At 41.4% G+C, this 15,287-nt stretch carries 20 protein-coding genes; 2 read left to right on the top strand and 18 right to left on the bottom strand.

What is annotated here, in order from left to right; translation table 11 throughout:
- Window positions 1-123: 123 nt before the first annotated feature.
- Complete coding sequence (locus ACTWQL_RS12855; protein ID WP_443142839.1) at window positions 124-1,209, top strand: CotH kinase family protein; 1,086 nt, start codon at window positions 124-126, stop codon at window positions 1,207-1,209.
- A 159-nt stretch (window positions 1,210-1,368) separates the two neighbouring features.
- Here the strand turns inward: ACTWQL_RS12855 and ACTWQL_RS12850 are convergent, their stop codons facing one another.
- The 11 genes from ACTWQL_RS12850 to ACTWQL_RS12800 form a co-directional block, all read right to left on the bottom strand.
- The gene (locus tag ACTWQL_RS12850) at window positions 1,369-2,037 is read right to left on the bottom strand and encodes a DUF2642 domain-containing protein (protein WP_443142838.1); all 669 of its coding nucleotides are present in this window, start codon (window positions 2,035-2,037) and stop codon (window positions 1,369-1,371) included.
- A gap of 86 nt (window positions 2,038-2,123) precedes the next feature.
- The gene (locus ACTWQL_RS12845) at window positions 2,124-3,482 is read right to left on the bottom strand and encodes an arsenic transporter (protein WP_443142837.1); all 1,359 of its coding nucleotides are present in this window, start codon (window positions 3,480-3,482) and stop codon (window positions 2,124-2,126) included.
- Window positions 3,475-3,681: a hypothetical protein gene (locus tag ACTWQL_RS12840; RefSeq protein WP_443142836.1), complete on the bottom strand. Its 207-nt coding sequence runs from the start codon at window positions 3,679-3,681 to the stop codon at window positions 3,475-3,477. Before ACTWQL_RS12840 ends, ACTWQL_RS12845 begins: the two co-directional genes overlap by 8 nt.
- 163 nt (window positions 3,682-3,844) lie before the next feature.
- The gene (locus tag ACTWQL_RS12835; protein ID WP_443142835.1) at window positions 3,845-4,648 is read right to left on the bottom strand and encodes a hypothetical protein; all 804 of its coding nucleotides are present in this window, start codon (window positions 4,646-4,648) and stop codon (window positions 3,845-3,847) included.
- Window positions 4,649-5,167: 519 nt separating this feature from the next.
- Complete coding sequence (locus ACTWQL_RS12830) at window positions 5,168-6,301, bottom strand: aminopeptidase (RefSeq protein WP_443142834.1); 1,134 nt, start codon at window positions 6,299-6,301, stop codon at window positions 5,168-5,170.
- A gap of 79 nt (window positions 6,302-6,380) precedes the next feature.
- Window positions 6,381-6,899 (bottom strand): hypothetical protein, encoded by a 519-nt coding sequence (locus ACTWQL_RS12825; RefSeq protein ID WP_443142833.1) that lies wholly within the window; start codon window positions 6,897-6,899, stop codon window positions 6,381-6,383.
- 29 nt (window positions 6,900-6,928) lie between these two features.
- Window positions 6,929-7,444: a hypothetical protein gene (locus tag ACTWQL_RS12820; RefSeq protein WP_443142832.1), complete on the bottom strand. Its 516-nt coding sequence runs from the start codon at window positions 7,442-7,444 to the stop codon at window positions 6,929-6,931.
- A gap of 52 nt (window positions 7,445-7,496) precedes the next feature.
- Window positions 7,497-7,931, bottom strand: a complete 435-nt coding sequence (locus ACTWQL_RS12815; protein WP_443142894.1) for an 8-oxo-dGTP diphosphatase — start codon at window positions 7,929-7,931, stop codon at window positions 7,497-7,499.
- 50 nt (window positions 7,932-7,981) lie between these two features.
- A complete protein-coding gene (locus ACTWQL_RS12810) occupies window positions 7,982-8,221 on the bottom strand; it encodes a GNAT family N-acetyltransferase (RefSeq protein ID WP_443142831.1) in 240 nt (79 codons plus the stop codon).
- A 364-nt stretch (window positions 8,222-8,585) separates the two neighbouring features.
- Window positions 8,586-9,281, bottom strand: a complete 696-nt coding sequence (locus tag ACTWQL_RS12805) for a class I SAM-dependent methyltransferase (protein ID WP_443142893.1) — start codon at window positions 9,279-9,281, stop codon at window positions 8,586-8,588.
- A gap of 17 nt (window positions 9,282-9,298) precedes the next feature.
- Window positions 9,299-9,799: a hypothetical protein gene (locus ACTWQL_RS12800; protein ID WP_443142830.1), complete on the bottom strand. Its 501-nt coding sequence runs from the start codon at window positions 9,797-9,799 to the stop codon at window positions 9,299-9,301.
- Between the two features lie 589 nt (window positions 9,800-10,388).
- Here ACTWQL_RS12800 and ACTWQL_RS12795 point away from each other — a divergent pair.
- Complete coding sequence (locus tag ACTWQL_RS12795) at window positions 10,389-10,829, top strand: cell wall hydrolase (RefSeq protein WP_443142829.1); 441 nt, start codon at window positions 10,389-10,391, stop codon at window positions 10,827-10,829.
- A gap of 48 nt (window positions 10,830-10,877) precedes the next feature.
- Here the strand turns inward: ACTWQL_RS12795 and ACTWQL_RS12790 are convergent, their stop codons facing one another.
- From ACTWQL_RS12790 to ACTWQL_RS12760, 7 genes are all read right to left on the bottom strand, one after another.
- The gene (locus ACTWQL_RS12790; RefSeq protein WP_443142828.1) at window positions 10,878-11,693 is read right to left on the bottom strand and encodes a DUF817 domain-containing protein; all 816 of its coding nucleotides are present in this window, start codon (window positions 11,691-11,693) and stop codon (window positions 10,878-10,880) included.
- 13 nt (window positions 11,694-11,706) lie between these two features.
- Window positions 11,707-11,922: a helix-turn-helix domain-containing protein gene (locus tag ACTWQL_RS12785; protein WP_443142827.1), complete on the bottom strand. Its 216-nt coding sequence runs from the start codon at window positions 11,920-11,922 to the stop codon at window positions 11,707-11,709.
- Between the two features lie 10 nt (window positions 11,923-11,932).
- Window positions 11,933-12,415 carry a DUF2975 domain-containing protein gene (locus ACTWQL_RS12780; protein ID WP_443142826.1) on the bottom strand — a complete coding sequence of 161 codons (483 nt, stop codon included), beginning with the start codon at window positions 12,413-12,415 and terminating at the stop codon, window positions 11,933-11,935.
- Window positions 12,416-12,978: 563 nt separating this feature from the next.
- The gene (locus tag ACTWQL_RS12775; protein WP_443142825.1) at window positions 12,979-13,533 is read right to left on the bottom strand and encodes a glycine/sarcosine/betaine reductase selenoprotein B family protein; all 555 of its coding nucleotides are present in this window, start codon (window positions 13,531-13,533) and stop codon (window positions 12,979-12,981) included.
- A gap of 291 nt (window positions 13,534-13,824) precedes the next feature.
- Window positions 13,825-14,478: an inositol monophosphatase family protein gene (locus ACTWQL_RS12770; protein ID WP_443142892.1), complete on the bottom strand. Its 654-nt coding sequence runs from the start codon at window positions 14,476-14,478 to the stop codon at window positions 13,825-13,827.
- Window positions 14,479-14,519: 41 nt separating this feature from the next.
- Window positions 14,520-14,651, bottom strand: coding sequence for a hypothetical protein (locus tag ACTWQL_RS12765; protein WP_443142824.1), 132 nt, complete (start codon window positions 14,649-14,651; stop codon window positions 14,520-14,522).
- 161 nt (window positions 14,652-14,812) lie between these two features.
- Window positions 14,813-15,070, bottom strand: a complete 258-nt coding sequence (locus tag ACTWQL_RS12760; RefSeq protein ID WP_443142823.1) for a His/Gly/Thr/Pro-type tRNA ligase C-terminal domain-containing protein — start codon at window positions 15,068-15,070, stop codon at window positions 14,813-14,815.
- Window positions 15,071-15,287: the final 217 nt, after the last annotated feature.

Below are 15,287 nucleotides of genomic sequence, written 5' to 3'. Positions count from 1 at the left end.
TGCACTCTTATAAACAGGTACATATTCCAACCATTTTCATATAGTGTTACAGGGAAACAAGAAAGTATGGCGCGCCTGAAGCTGATTCGTGCCATGAAGGAATAATGTGTAAAGGAAGATTGGATGAGCAGCAACAGAGACATTCCCAGCTATGAAATTCACATAGAGGATGATGTTTACAAACGTTTTAAAAAGGACGTCTGGTCTGAGGACCCGGTAAATGCTGAATTGGTGGTCGGCGATAACAAGTATGAGATCCAATTTCTTTATCGTGGAGCCCACATCCGCAAGGTCACGAAAAAATCCTATCAATTCATTTTTCCGAAGGTGACGTCAGGGGTTAAAGAACTTCACCTGAATGCGGAATACATTGACAAATCACTGATCCGGAATAAGCTTTCTCTGGATTTCTTCAAGTCGATCGGTGTTCTATCACCTAAATCAAATCATGTTCTGTTGACGATCAATGGTGAGTTTCAAGGGGTTTATTTACAGCTTGAATCTGTGGATCGCTATTTTTTAAAAAGCAGGAATCTGCCAAAAGGACCAATTTTTTATGCAGAAAATGACAATGCAAATTTCTCATTGATGAGTCCGATCCTAGAGGATATCAAACGCCGCTTCGAATCAGGCTACAGCCGAAAGGAAGGGGACGACGCAGATACCGCTGCACTAGGGGATTTCGTCTATCAGATCAACACGATTTCTCAGAAGGATTTTGAATCAGAAATCCATCGCTACCTGGATGTCGATAAATACTTACGGTGGCTTGCTGGTGTCGTCTGCACACAGAACTTTGACGGTTTCATCCACAACTATGCACTGTATCGTCGCAGTGACACCGGTTTATTCGAAATGATCCCATGGGACTATGACGCGACATTCGGGCGGGATATCCATGGTGACGAGATGGAGTACGACTACATTCCGATCGAGGGCTACAACACATTGACAGCACGGCTTCTCGATGTGCCAGCATTCCGGAACCAATACTACCTCATTATGAAAAAGATCCTTGAAAACCAGTTCACGACCAACTATCTAGGTAAGAACATCAGCCGAATGTACCGTCAGCTAGAGCCACACGTAAAAAAAGATCCTCATCTGAAGAGGACCTTGAAGTATTTCCACAGTGAACCTGAATTCATCTTGAGCTATATTAAAGAACGCAACCGTTATCTGAAGGACCACCTATCGGATTTGTTATGACCCCGGGGCTATTTTCTAACTTTAGTACCCTTTCCTAACTTTAGCGTTTCATTTCCAAACTTATGTCAAGCTGCCCCCACAGGCAGCTTTTTTTCATGCTATATGTAACTTTTCTACTTTAAATTGAATATTTACGTAGAAAAGTTTCTGGGCTTCCTCCTATGGAAATTGGACAGTTTTGATATGCTGTATGTTGACGTAGATCGTTTGATTCCGAGCGATGACGACTTCAAGCTGCCCATTTTCGATATTGACGAGCTTTCCAATTTTATTTGGGTGCATCCCAAGGTCAAACACAGTGACCTTGCCGATATGGCGCTTGCATTGCTCTTCAAACGTGCGTGATGATGGAACGTTGGCAGGTGTCAGAGGAAGCTCGGTGCTGTCTAATGAATAAGGTCTGTGTTGATGATTATACGGAATCAGCCACTTTAAATGCTGTAATGGAATATAGAGTGTCTTATGAACAGGTGAGAAAAACGTGAAGTAATCATTCATGACGTTCATGACATACCCATGGACCGATTGATTGCTCGTTACGAAAATCTCTGTGAAAATCCCTTTTGCATTGTTCAGGATTTTGCGAAGCGATATCGTGTCTTCCTCTTCATTCCACATCGGGACTTCTTTCGGTTCCGCTATTTCCTCTTCATCCTCACAGTTGAAGTGAAGATGGTGTACATGAACCAAAGGCACATAAAGGTAGTCTTTTCCGTCAAAAATGACGACGATGTTCGATCCGGTGTCAATCAGAATTCCTTTCAGTTTAATTTTTCCGCTTAAGGTCAGCTCGACAGTTTCGCCAACGTAATGTTGATATTTATTCATGATGTTCCTCCTCCTTTTAGTTAAATTTGATACCTCTGCCCATTTCTCAATTCAGAAAGCAGAGATATCATGATATTAAAATCGACTTAGCCGAATATCCAGTTCGTCCAGTAATACAAGCTTAATAAGCTGATGAAGAACCCTAAAGGAATGACAATGAATGCGATCTTCGTATATTGCTTCCAGCTGATGTGGATCTTATGTTCTCGTATAATGAACATCCAGAGCAAAGTAGCCAGTGTTCCTACTGGGGTTAGAAGCGCTCCGATATCACTGCCGAGGATATTGGCCAGATACGCAACTTGAAGCGTATGAATGTCCAGGTTCATCTCCGTCAACGTCAATGTACCGATCATCACTGCAGGAAGATTGTTGAAAGTGTTGGAAAGTACGGTCAACAGACCCCCCATTGCAAAAATGGCTGACAACCGATCCTGTTGCACGACTTCATAAAGGTGATGAACCAGGATATCGTTGAGTCCGATGTTTTTCAAACCGTAGACCAGGATATACATACTGAATGCAAATAACAGAATATGCCACGGCGTCTTTTTGACAACATCCCCTACGCCGATCTTTGATTTATACCAGCGGACCGCGATTAATGCGATCGCCCCTACAATGGCAATCAACTCCAACGAAATACCAAAGGGAGTCAGCAGGAAAAAGGCTGCGCGTGTAGCGATAATGATTACCATACAAATTTTGAACAATCCCCAATCAACTGGTGGTGAAGCGGACTGCAGAGATAGTGGATGCGGCAAAGAACGATTCGTGTCTTCATAGTTTTTGAAGTTCAATTTCAGATTGGGAAGTGTTTTCGGAATATCTTTTCTGAAATACAGATACAAGAGAAGGGCAATGGTCATAATTCCGATCATGGAAGGGACGAACATCAGTGTTACGTAGCTGTTTATATCAAGACCGACGATTTTCAATGCAATCAGGTTTGCGATGTTACTGACAGCAATAGGTGCACTTGCGGCTGTTGCGATCAAAGCCCCTGGCAAGAGGTATGCGATTTTCTGGTGATTTTTCAAATTAAGCATGTTCACAGTCTTGATGATGATCGGGGTTGTGATGAGGATACTGCCATCATTGTTGAAAAAGAGCGTCATCGCAAAACAGAGTACAGTTGTATAGATGAAAAGCTTGAGTCCAGATTGTTTTGCCCGGTTTACAAGATTGTACGCAACCCAATTGAAGAAGCCCAAACTCTCTAAAATGATGGACATGACGATTGAGGAAAGGATGGTGATCGCTGCTCCACTGACGATGTTGAAGATCGATAGCAGATCCGCTAATGGTACGACACCTATGAGTAAAAAAAGGATAGCCCCGATCGTTGTCGGAATGGTTTCATTGATTCTGCCAGGTTTCCACAGCATTACGAATATCGTTACAGCAAAAATGAATAAGGGTAGAAGGATGAATGGGTTACTCAAATTTCCTCGCCTCGTTATCGCCATTTTTCAAAGGTTTGGCATCAACCTCTATGATCTTTTTTCCATGATGTAAGGAGGCAACTTCAACTTGTCGGTGTGCATCATCTGCTGCAAATTCTTGTGGCAGGCTTTCTTCAGCCGGTTTCATCAACATATAAAGGATCCAACCGTTGAAAAGAATAAACAATGTAACTAGCATCCTTATCTCCTCCTTTCACTTTTTGGGGTTGAATGCTTTTCCTTATTTATGTGCAGGGAAACGAGCTAGCCAAGTTAGACCTTGGCTGAGCTTTTGTTACCCCCGGGGATTTAGAAAGCATGTACACTTTCTTAATCGTATAAATCGAAACAGTTTAGGTGGACTACAGTTTGATCCAGCCTTGCTTCTCCAAGCTTGTTAGACAAGACTTTCTAGAATGCTTCGACTTCCTGTCATGTGACCTTTTGCCTGATGAAGAAGATTTTCCAGATGATCCATATGGATCGTTCCACATATATTTGTCGTTTCCGTGTTTATGTGCTTTCTTGAACGCATCAGAAACGCGCTCGCATTTACCGGATGACTTTTTCCCAGAAGATTTCTTGCCAGAGGACTTTCCTGAGGATTTTTTACCTGAAGATTTTCCAGAAGACTTCTTACCAGAAGATTTTTTTCCTGAAGATTTCTTGCCGGATGACTTCTTGCCATCAGATTTTTTTCCAGAAGACTTCTTGCCGGAAGATTTCTTACCTGAAGATTTTTTTCCAGAAGACTTCTTATCTACCTTACTTATACTCTTGATGTGGTGGATTGTGACGAACAAGATCTTGTCACATACCGTAAGCTCGATGTGGTCTTTGTGGACTTCACTTAAAACACCTTCGATACTTTCAGGTCCTCCACGGTTGATTTTCACTTTGTGATGCTTCAATTCTTTTAAAAGCTCTACAAACGTGCAGTCATCGATGAAATGCGCACAACGTGATAGTTTGCCAAGTTTTGTAGTAGTGATCGAGACACTCTTGACATGACTCAATTGGTAATAAATAACGACATCCTTATGCAGAAGAGCTAAATACTCATCTGTTACACCTAATAGATGGCCTTCTTTGGATTCTGGTCCTCCAATGTTGACCTTTACCCAAAGTCCAATCAAAGAATTGACTTTTTTACGCGAAATTGTCATACTTCTTTTCCTCCTAATATTTTGGTTTTGACCTCGCTTGTCCTTGCATTATATGTAGTGGGGCAATATACGGTATGGTTGTCCGTCTAATTATCGAAAAATGGTTGTTTGCTAGAGAGGTTTTTGACTCATAAAAGGGGGAAAATGAACTGCGAAACCCTGATGAGCACAATGATTGAGGATACTAGTCTATCAATTCCGGTGATTTTGCTAGGCAGTTATTTAATATGAGTATCAACCTATAAATTGGAAAAAGTAGAATGAATGTGGTATGTGGCGGGATGGTCATGAGCGGGGGACATCATTGAATGCTTATTTTATTACCTTTTTGGGGGAATTACGTGTGTAGGGATAGGCACACTTTACTAAGTTGCACGATTTCACTTCGATGTTGATCGCTTCCGATTCGATGTTGCTCAACCAATTCCAATATGGAAAGAATTGCGTGCAATTCTTCCTTTTTAATGCAAAAAGGCCTACTGACGAATGCTGTCAGTAGACCAAACGCAAATTTGATGCTTATGCGTGCACTTTTTCTTCTTTTTTCAATAATTGATCTGGGTTCAATGGCTTTAATTCATCGAGTACGAACAATCCATCCTTTTGAATCAGTTGATCGTCGAAATAAAGCTCCCCACCGCCGAATTCCTTCCTTAGGATCAACACCATATCCCAGTGGACCATTGAGCGGTTACCGTTATCGGCTGAGTCATACGCAAGACCCGGTGTAAAGTGGATGCTGCCATTGATTTTTTCATCAAAAAGGATATTTCCTACAGGCGTATTGATCAATGGATTCATCCCGATCGCAAACTCCCCGATATAACGAGCCCCTTCATCCGAGTCCAGAATTTCGTTCAGCTTTTCTGTATTATCTGCCACCGCATCAACGATTTTGCCATCTTTCAAGGTCAAGGATACATTGTTATAGGTTACACCTCGATAAGGACACGGCGTATTGTAAGTGATAGTTCCATTCACACTGTCCTTGACCGGAGCGGTGAAAATTTCACCATCTGGAATATTCCGCTTACCATGGCTTGCAACCACCGGAATATCTTTGATTGAAAAAGTGAGATCCGTATTCGGTGCGACGATCCGGACTTTTTCTGTACGCTCCATCAGATTTTGGAGGGCTTTTTGTCTTTCAGCAAGCAATTCATAATCGATCCCACATACTTCAAATACATAATCTTCATAGCGCTCAGTACCCATTTTCGCTTTTTGTGCACCTGCAGAAGTCGGGTAATCGAGCAGCACCCAGTTCCGTTGATTCGTCAATACATCATGGACTGGTTTCATCACTTTGCCATGTAACTGCATTACCTCAGACGGCACTTCAGACATTTCAGCATCATTATTTATTGCCCGGATATGTATGAGCGCATCGACATCCTCGATTTTCTTTTCAAACCATCCTTTTAAGATCTCGATCGAGGCTTCGTTTGTGGACTTTGCGATCTCCACAGTCAATCCATCATCTTGCAGTTCCAGAAAAGGTTTTCCTCCAACCTTGTATACCTCACGGATGATTTCTTTCATCAGAGGCTTTGCCACGACACTACCGGTGATCAGCACCGACTGATCTTTTTGCAATTCAAGCGAGTGGTTCACCAACGTACTCGCTAATCGTACGAGTCTTTCATCTTTCATCTCATCAACTCCCTATTTTATTTTCCACATACTACATTCGTTGATTGGAAGTTAATTCCTTCTTTCATATCATCATTCCTTATCTTTTCGAAAAAGTCGTAAAAAATAAGCATGTGATAAACGCTGTTCCTGCAACAATAAGTCCAATCATCCATCCCATGGCTCTCATGAAGGAATCCTCACCTGGATAAGCGGGTTCAACATGCAGAAAGCCCCACAAGAAATAGAATGCCAATGCGCCATAAAAGCTGCTTCCTACCAAACTCATAATCAACCGATCGCCTCTCTTGCCTTCCAATGCTTGGCTGATTGCCATCCATGTCAAAATGCTGATGATGACAGCAGCAAGCATGATGATCAGATGTAAATAGGGTATCATCAAATTGAGAAGCAGAAACAGGATCAATCCAGTCAATCCGAAATAAACTGCATTGATAAAGAACAAAAAGAGCCCGCTCAGCCACGGGTTCTTGAACCATTGTTTTTTACTGACCGATTCAATAATTTTAAATTTATATGGTACAGCTTGATATAGTTTCGAGCGATTCATAATAACCAATGAAATAATGATCAAGCCGGTTAATAATAAAAATGTCATCTCGTCCCCCCACTAACTTTTGCAATCGATCATTTCACCTCGACAACTGTTTCGAACATACCCGCACTTACTTCTTTCGGCGTTTTTAAATGATAGAAATAAAGATTTTCATAATCGGCGTGGAATTTAATACTTTTGAAATACTCGCCAAGCGCCAGGGTCGTGACCGGTTCGCCATCGATCGTTGCCGTTTTTCCTTCAGGGATCTCAACCGTCCCAAAGGTCAGTTTGTTATTATAAAAATGGTCACTGCCCTTTTTGATGTGCTCATAAAGATTCATACCTGAATCGATGGAGGCGATATAACCTCCCCATAGGCTGCGTACATTCATCACCAGCATCTGATTTGGGTCATTGTAAATCGCTAGATAATAATCCGAGTCAGGCACCTCGACAAGTTCATAAGGATCCTTCGATCGATCATACCCAGTCTCTGCGATCTCTTTGGATACCGCTTTTTCGACGGACGGTTCAGTCATATGTAAAAAGGAATATACCCCTGTTCCTAAAATAATCATTACGATAACCAATAATTTAAGTTTCATCGTCTCCCCCTAATCCATTTCCTCACTCGCATTCAGTTGTGCGTCAAACTCTCTATGTCCGAGTGATCGTCACACTTCCTTCTTCGTTTCTTTCATGGTCCCAGGTGACATGTATTTCAAAAGTGCCCTTTTCAAAGAACAGTGGAAATCTCCGCTTGAAAGACTTCTGCATCGGAAGCTGTTCCGCCTCATCAATCGAAACCCAGTACAGATTCCCTTCAGGGGGATTCTCCAAGAGCTCCCCTTCAAACTCATCGGTCCAGTAGTTGAAAATCATATAGCGGGCTTTAGTAACCTGGTTCACATATTCACTGAGCCCTTTGAACATCAGATTCTTAACCACGAGACCCGTCTCCTCTTTCACTTCACGCATGGCGCCTTCAACGATGGATTCCGGAAAATCCACGCTTCCTCCTGGTGGGATAAAGCCTTTGAAATCATCCTTTTGCCGGTCGATCAAAAGAATCTTATCGCCATCCTGAATCATGCAGACGGTCCATATTTTATAGTTGACAGCCAACTTCCCTCACCTTCCATTCATATCAATTTCGCCATGTAATATTCATCCACATAGTTCCCGTTGATCCGCATCGCATCGCGTTTAACCCCTTCCACCTCAAACCCCATCTTTTTATACAGGGCGATACCTGCTTCATTTTGTGTCATGACAGTCAGTTCAAGGCGATGGATCTCCACTTCCTTCGCCCATCGGTCAAGCTCTGTGAACAATTTCGTTCCATATCCTTGCCCTGCTGCTTCCTGTAAGACCCCGACCACAAGATATGCTCTATGCTGAATACGCCTGGTTTATTCCCAAAGGCAGCAAGAAATCCGAAGAGCCTTCCTTCTTTTTCAAGAACCCAAACAGCAGATCGCGGGTCCTCATATAACGCCTGACACTCTCTTTCCGATAATCCAAATCCATGTCCCGCTCACCGGGCTCGAACATCATGAACTCAGTTTCGGTATCCAATTGTTGCTACAATTTTAAAAAAGCTTCCGCATCTGATTCTTCAATCAATCGTATATTCATCGTCCTACTCCTCTACTAGTTCTTTAAAGAAAACTTGGCAAAGCCAAGCCTTTTGGGCAGGCTGAGCTTTAGTTGTGCTTATATTGAAGAAAGTATTTTATACTCTCTTTAAATGTGAAAAAGACCCGTCCACAAAAACGGCACACCAAAAGTATCGGCGGGCTGCTGGATGTCCTTCATTTTCCGAAGTTCGATCAGTTCGAAGTCACCGAAAATCTCTTTCAGCCTTTCATCGGTATAGCCGAGTCCGCCTTTCATACTGCGTTGCCGATAGACTTCCCAGTCAGATATCTCTGCACCCATATCTCCTGCTGCAAAACAAGTGATGGCAAACTTGCCGCCAGGCTTCAACGCTTTTTGGATAAGCGACAGAAAGGTGATCCGTCGGTGCGGTGGGACATGATGAAAACAGCCGGAATCGTAAATGATGTCGTATGTACCTTCTTCAATTTCAAGGTCATAAAGACTGCCTTTGATAAAACGGATGTCAACCTGTTTTTCAGCCGCTCGTTCACTTGCCCACTGTAGTGCTGTTTCAGAAAGATCGATCGCATCCACCTTGCATCCATTTTCGGCGAAAAAAATTGCGTTACGACCTGGTCCGCAACCCAGTTCCAAAACGCGACCAGCTTTGACCAGCCCTTTTTCAAAATACGTCACAAGGTTTTCATCAGGAACGTTCACGAAAAACGGAATTCCCTTCTCTCTATCTTCATAAAAGGAATCCCAAAAAGCCGCTTCATCCCGCAGCATTGAATCGAGCATTTTCATAATGTCTTCATTTGATTGAATTGTTTCTTTCAGCATTTGCACTCTCCATTCTATTTTTCTTTTAACCAGTATTCCGAGCCATCGGAACGGATTCCCTTGATCGGGTAGTTATAACCATTGGGTTCTAGATAGAACCAGTACCTTGTCGAACCTTCTACAGAACGAAGCGTCACCGGATCATCACCGACAAATATCTTTTCCACTGAAGGCTCCGTGACGAGGCCGAAATACATCCATTGACCATTAGCAGAATCAATCTCCCATTTGTCATCTATAATGGAAGTGCTCGCTAACCCCCATTCTTCATTCGCATGCTGGAAAAAGCCAAGATACAGATGCTCGTTCAGTTCTTCGTCCTCTGCAAGATAAACAACCACACCGTAATCCTGATTCTTTTCTTTATGGATCACCCTAAGCCCTTCTCTGGATTTCAGGACATGCTCCACAACTTCCTCAAAATCACTTTTATCGACAAAACCTCCGCTTTGAACATACCAGTTTCCAATCGATAAAAAGGCAAGAGCAATGATTCCAATCAAAAAATCACGCATCAAAACATCCCCATTGTTATGTACTAAACCACCTGTACCATTTCTGTAAAAACATGACAAAATCCTGTCGAAAATTGATCGTTTTTTAGCTAAATTCGTCACTTATTCATCACTTCATATTTTCCCAAAGATGGTTTGTCATGATCTTTATCAGATTCGTGTTCTGAGGGCGTGATGAAGATAAAAACCTGGTTAACACGCACTCAGATTCGTGTTCTGAGTGCGTGATGAAGATAAAAGCCAGGTTAACACGCCCTCAGATTCGTGTTCTGAGTGCGTGATGAAGGTAAAAACCATGTTAACACGCCCTCAGATTCGTGTTCTGAGTGCGTGATGAAGATAAAAGCCAGGTTAACACGCCCTCAGATTCGTGTTCTGAGTGCGTGATAAAGGTAAAAACCATGTTAACACGCACTCAGACTATTGTTCTGAGGGTGTGATGAAGGTAAAAACCTGGTTAACACGCCCCCCAGATATGAGTACAACTCAACAATAGAGTGCATTCGCAACTAAAAACGAAGCATTCTTAATTTATAAATAATGAAATCAATGTCGGCTTTTTTCATACAATATTCTTGGGGTGATAAAAATGGGAAGAGTAAAATACACGAATACAGACGTCGACTTAATGGCAAGGATGATGAGAGCGGAAGCCGTAGGTGACGGAAAACTAGGCATGTTATTCGTCGGAAATGTAATTGTTAATCGAGCTAGAGCGGATTGCTTAGACTTTAGAGATGTAAGATCGATTCCTCAAGTCATTTATCAAGTTCAAGGCGGAAATTACTCTTTTGAAGCTGTTCAAAAGGGGAATCTCTTTTATAGCAGAGCGAGAACTTCTGAGAAAAAATTAGCCAAAAAGAATTTGGAGTTTTGGAGAGAACACCCAGCTAAATTTGCACTTTGGTATTTCAATCCCTATGCTCCATGTCCCCCAACCTGGTACGGTCAACCTTTTTCAGGTCAATTTAAGAATCATTGTTATTATGAACCAGCAGCCGGAAGTTGTGACAGTGTTTATATGGGTTAAGCTTATTAAATTGATAGATATCGCTTTATAAAAAGGGGACGTTCAAGCTTAAACTGTTCCCTTTTTATAGTCTCTTGGAAAACAAGTTTGCGAAACATTAGTGGAACTTTCCCCCTTAACTAATTTTAGTGTCGCCACTATAAGAAAGCTGACAATCACTAATAAGAGCCATGAACTCACCTTTCCTAGATGTACAAGACTCCATGCCTCTGTTTGATTTGGGTATTCCCAAGCGCCAAAGAATGTTGCGATATTTTCAGCTATCCATATAAAAAATCCGATAAGCACAAAAGACAGTGCGAGGGGCATCCGGTAACGCCTTCCATTAACCGCATATGTGACATAGGATTGCCAAAAGACAATAATTATGAGTCCAGATAACCACCAGCGAACATCTATCCAATAATGGTGAGTGAAAAAGTTCAAATAGATCGCAGCTGCAAGAGAGACAACGATCCAAAATGGCGGCCACTTAACCAATTGAACCTTCAACCTCCTCCACGCCTGGCAAAGATAACTCGCTACACTTGCGTACATGAATCCACTATACAAAGGCACCCCGAAAAATTTAGAATATCCTTCCTCCGGATAAGACCAGGAACCCATATGCACTTTGAAAAGTTCAAGAGCGAGCCCAATAAGGTGAAATAATGTGATCACCTTTAGTTCATCCCACGTTTCAAGTCCAGATCGCACCATCAAGCATTGCATCAGAAGGCAGATGATGAGCAGCCAGTCATACCTTGGCAGGAAGGGGAGCGGCGCGATTTGTGTAATTGCCAATGAAGCAAAAATGACAACAGGAAACAAGCAGGATAGGGCTTGCTCCCAACCAAAACCAACCAGTTGTTTAAGCGCTCTCATGATTGTGCCTCCATCAATCTTCTTTTTCACTTTTATATTCTAAAAGATCACCTGGCTGACACTCTAATGCTTCACAAATTGCCTCTAAGGTTGAAAACCGAACTGCTTTTGCCTTACCGTTTTTCAATATAGAAAGGTTCGCCATCGTTATTCCAACCCTCTCCGAAAGTTCTGTCACGCTCATTTTCCTTTTCGCCAGCATCACATCAATATTGATAATAATCGCCATGTTATTCACCTCAGACCGTTAAATCATTTTCTGATTTTATATCGATGGCTTCTTGTAAAAGCCTTTGGAGAACAGCAGCAAAGACAGCAACCACCATTGGCGCAAACGTGAGAACCATTCCGATTACGATGACTCCTGGGGCGTCGTCTTTCTCCCCTATGAGAAAGAAAAATGGCATGCTGACCAGATACAAGACACTGATTGTGATTGCACAGAATTTGATATTCCGTAAAGCTCTTACAGACAATTCCGAAAACGCTTTGTTCTTGTCAATATAGCTTAGTAATCGGAACGCCTGATACAATGCGATGAAAAACGGAATCGCCGATGCATACATACCGATCAGGACTGGATATACCAAATATGCATACTCCCAATTACTTTCTGATATATCATTCGCGACCCAAGGCAACAAATAGAAGCACAATCCGAGAATCGGAATTGCAAGCAGAAAAACAACCACCTTTAAGAAAGTTGTTGAACCTCGTTTCATAAAACCCACCTCATTTTATTTTTGTCATTTGATTATAAAACAATATTTATCGTTTTACAATAAATTATTATTCTTTATCAAAATATTATTATTGTTATCCCTTGTAATTTTAGACAAAAATAAAAAGCATTCCTCATAAAGAAATGCCTCTACAACTTTAAATTATTAATTTATTACATGTTCAATGAACTGGCCCGGTACAATTTCGAAAAGGAATTGTACCTATTTACATAAATGTTATTTTTAGGGGCCGATTCATCATCAACATTATGTTTGTTTTTTGATATGCAGCAAAAGAAATAACACGGCGTTTAACTGGTACCGGTAATCATATCTCCCTTTTTCGCTTTGCTTAAAACATCAAGACACTGCAGTAGGGCAGAATATTGCTCCTCCTTTTGGTTGGGCCGGCCAATTGGATTTCCCAATTTGCGTGAAAAATGTACGGATCTGGGGACTCCTAACGCCATTGTGGTTTCCGGCAATAAAGTGACCATTACCGTTGAAATCCCTGCCTTTTCTAACTCGCGTGCAACCAGTCCCACGGACCGGTGACAGTGATTTCAGGCTGGGGTAAGAATAGCGAGGTCAACCTGATCTTCCACCAAACTTCGCACTGCTTCAGGCGCGGTCTGTTCTACCAGCGGAGTCGGATCATGTATCCCCCCCTGAAAACTGATATGACGAGGCGCCACGCTGCCTATCTTTCCCTCTTGCTCCAAGCGGTGAAGAGTCTCCAAGGGAAACATAACTTCCAAATCCACTTTGACATCGCTATGATCATAAAATAAATGACTGATCACCGTTTCATCAGGGGATGCGTCGGAAGGGATGACACGATAGGAGCAATCCCCTTTAGGGTCACTCAAATCAAAGGGGGACTGGCTTTTTAAGATAATCCCCCCAGAAGTGACAAGTGCAACCCGACTTTCCTCAATAGGCTTTTTCAACGGAGTCCAGGGTATTTCCCCATGCCATTCCTTGCCCAATTTCACGCTGATACGATCGACTAGACCCGGATATTTTTCCGCGAGCCTATTGATTGATTTCGCTTGGGCAAGATTAAAGATGAGTCTTTTGCCAAGGCCAACTTTTGAAGAAGAATGTATTTTACCCATTCGTTCTGCCTCCTTTTTTCTTTTCACCCTTATAGACGAAAAAAGTGAGAGGATTGTGACAAAATAATTACCGAATCAATTGGAAAATCGACTGGCAAGTTATTTAGAACCAAATTGTCGTCATGTTTATGACTTTTCTTTGCCGCAGTTTCACAAAAAGCAAATTGGTTGTTTTTACCCCCCTTCGAAAAGGTGCATTTCAGAGTAAAACTCATACCCATCATCTAATGCATAAGAACGGTTCCTTATTCCGCAAAAGCCCCCTTTTCTGAAACAAATCCTCTATGATTTTTACGGTTCTTTTGTATTTGGTATACGGAGTAAATGTAAAAGATCTTTAAAGATATTTGGTGCTGAAAACAAGACATCATCACCATATAATTCTATCGGTATTCCATCGGGGACAGCATTTACATGACCTGTTAATGCCCCAGCCTCACGGGCAATAAGTCCTGAAGCAGCCACATCCCATGGAGCGAGGCTCTCAGTATGACCATGCAGTTTTCCAGATGCCACATAGCAAATATCTATCGTAGGAGCTGCAAATCGTCTAATATCTCGACAATGTGTACTTAGTATATTTACTCGCGATAGGGCAGACTTCAAATCTTTTTTGTTATGTGGGAATCCAGTGCCAATTATAGCATCAGCTATTGACTCAGAGCTGTTGTATACTTTCAGCAATTCACCGTTACAGTAAGCACCTTGGTTTCGTATTCCCACGTATGTACAGTTCAGATCCGGTGCATATACCGCTCCTGCCCAAACAATGCCATCAAATGCAATTGCTATGGAGATACCGAAATGAGGAATATTATTAGCATAGTTCACTGTTCCGTCTAAGGGATCAATGATCCAAAGAGGACCATCAAATGTAATATCCCCCCAACCATTTACTCGACTCTCTTCAGAGAGTATACGATGTTCAGGATAACACTGAGTAATCGATTCTCGTATTATTTTATCTGACTCTAAATCTGCTGATGTTACAAGTCACCAGCATTTTTAAACATTTTATCCACAATACCTTCTTCACGAATCTCTACAACACGTTTACCAGCATTTCTTACAACCTTTTCAGCAAAATTCGCCCATTCATTAGCTTTTTGATTCATCAATTATGCACATTCCTCTCATTAGTTTTGAATGTGTAATAATTTCCATCATTCAATTGAACATTACATTGTTAAAAAGGTGAGTAAATAACACTGTGAAAGCTCAACAACAAAATGCATTTCTCCTTCTTGAAGAATAGCCCCCTTTTCTGGAGTACCTCATATTACTTAATATCAAATTGAAAAGATTCGAACCTTTCTTCTCCAGTATCCATATTTTTTATCGTAATTCGATTATTTCTGACTTCATCTTCTCCAATTATGATAACATTTGGAATATTTTCTTTGTTTGCTTTTTCCAGTGCCTTACCTAATTTCTTATTCATCAGTTCATACTCAACTTTATAGCCTTGATTTCTTAAATCGCTTGCAACCAGCAAGGATTCTTTTTGTGTGTTTAACGGGATAACATAATAGTCCACATTCGAACGTTCTGTAATTGTTAATGAATTGCTTAGAGCCGTAAAAATGACATCTAATCCAAATGATATCCCTACTGTTGAAAACTTATCATTGGTTCCAATAAAACCACCGATTACATTATCATATCTTCCACCACTTCCAATAAAATAACTTCATCACATTTGTTTATTAAATCAATTTTTACATATTAAAACTTAACGACTGGTTCATATTTAG

It is taken from the genome of Pseudalkalibacillus sp. R45, from assembly GCF_052246725.1.
Taxonomy (GTDB): Bacteria; Bacillota; Bacilli; order Bacillales; family Fictibacillaceae; genus Pseudalkalibacillus.
The sequence above is the reverse complement of the archived record's forward strand: the minus strand, read 5'-3'. Positions and strand labels throughout refer to the sequence as shown.

Coding starts and splice junctions, on each gene's coding strand:
- ACTWQL_RS12795 (WP_443142829.1), top strand. CDS start 10,389: ATGGGAAGAGTAAAATACACGAATACAGACGTCGACTTAATGGCAAGG.
- ACTWQL_RS12840 (WP_443142836.1), bottom strand. CDS start 3,681: ATGCTAGTTACATTGTTTATTCTTTTCAACGGTTGGATCCTTTATATG.
- ACTWQL_RS12815 (WP_443142894.1), bottom strand. CDS start 7,931: ATGATTCAGGATGGCGATAAGATTCTTTTGATCGACCGGCAAAAGGAT.
- ACTWQL_RS12800 (WP_443142830.1), bottom strand. CDS start 9,799: ATGCGTGATTTTTTGATTGGAATCATTGCTCTTGCCTTTTTATCGATT.
- ACTWQL_RS12780 (WP_443142826.1), bottom strand. CDS start 12,415: ATGAAACGAGGTTCAACAACTTTCTTAAAGGTGGTTGTTTTTCTGCTT.
- ACTWQL_RS12830 (WP_443142834.1), bottom strand. CDS start 6,301: ATGAAAGATGAAAGACTCGTACGATTAGCGAGTACGTTGGTGAACCAC.
- ACTWQL_RS12835 (WP_443142835.1), bottom strand. CDS start 4,648: ATGACAATTTCGCGTAAAAAAGTCAATTCTTTGATTGGACTTTGGGTA.
- ACTWQL_RS12825 (WP_443142833.1), bottom strand. CDS start 6,899: ATGACATTTTTATTATTAACCGGCTTGATCATTATTTCATTGGTTATT.
- ACTWQL_RS12820 (WP_443142832.1), bottom strand. CDS start 7,444: ATGAAACTTAAATTATTGGTTATCGTAATGATTATTTTAGGAACAGGG.
- ACTWQL_RS12850 (WP_443142838.1), bottom strand. CDS start 2,037: ATGAATAAATATCAACATTACGTTGGCGAAACTGTCGAGCTGACCTTA.
- ACTWQL_RS12855 (WP_443142839.1), top strand. CDS start 124: ATGAGCAGCAACAGAGACATTCCCAGCTATGAAATTCACATAGAGGAT.
- ACTWQL_RS12785 (WP_443142827.1), bottom strand. CDS start 11,922: ATGGCGATTATTATCAATATTGATGTGATGCTGGCGAAAAGGAAAATG.
- ACTWQL_RS12790 (WP_443142828.1), bottom strand. CDS start 11,693: ATGAGAGCGCTTAAACAACTGGTTGGTTTTGGTTGGGAGCAAGCCCTA.
- ACTWQL_RS12775 (WP_443142825.1), bottom strand. CDS start 13,533: ATGGGTAAAATACATTCTTCTTCAAAAGTTGGCCTTGGCAAAAGACTC.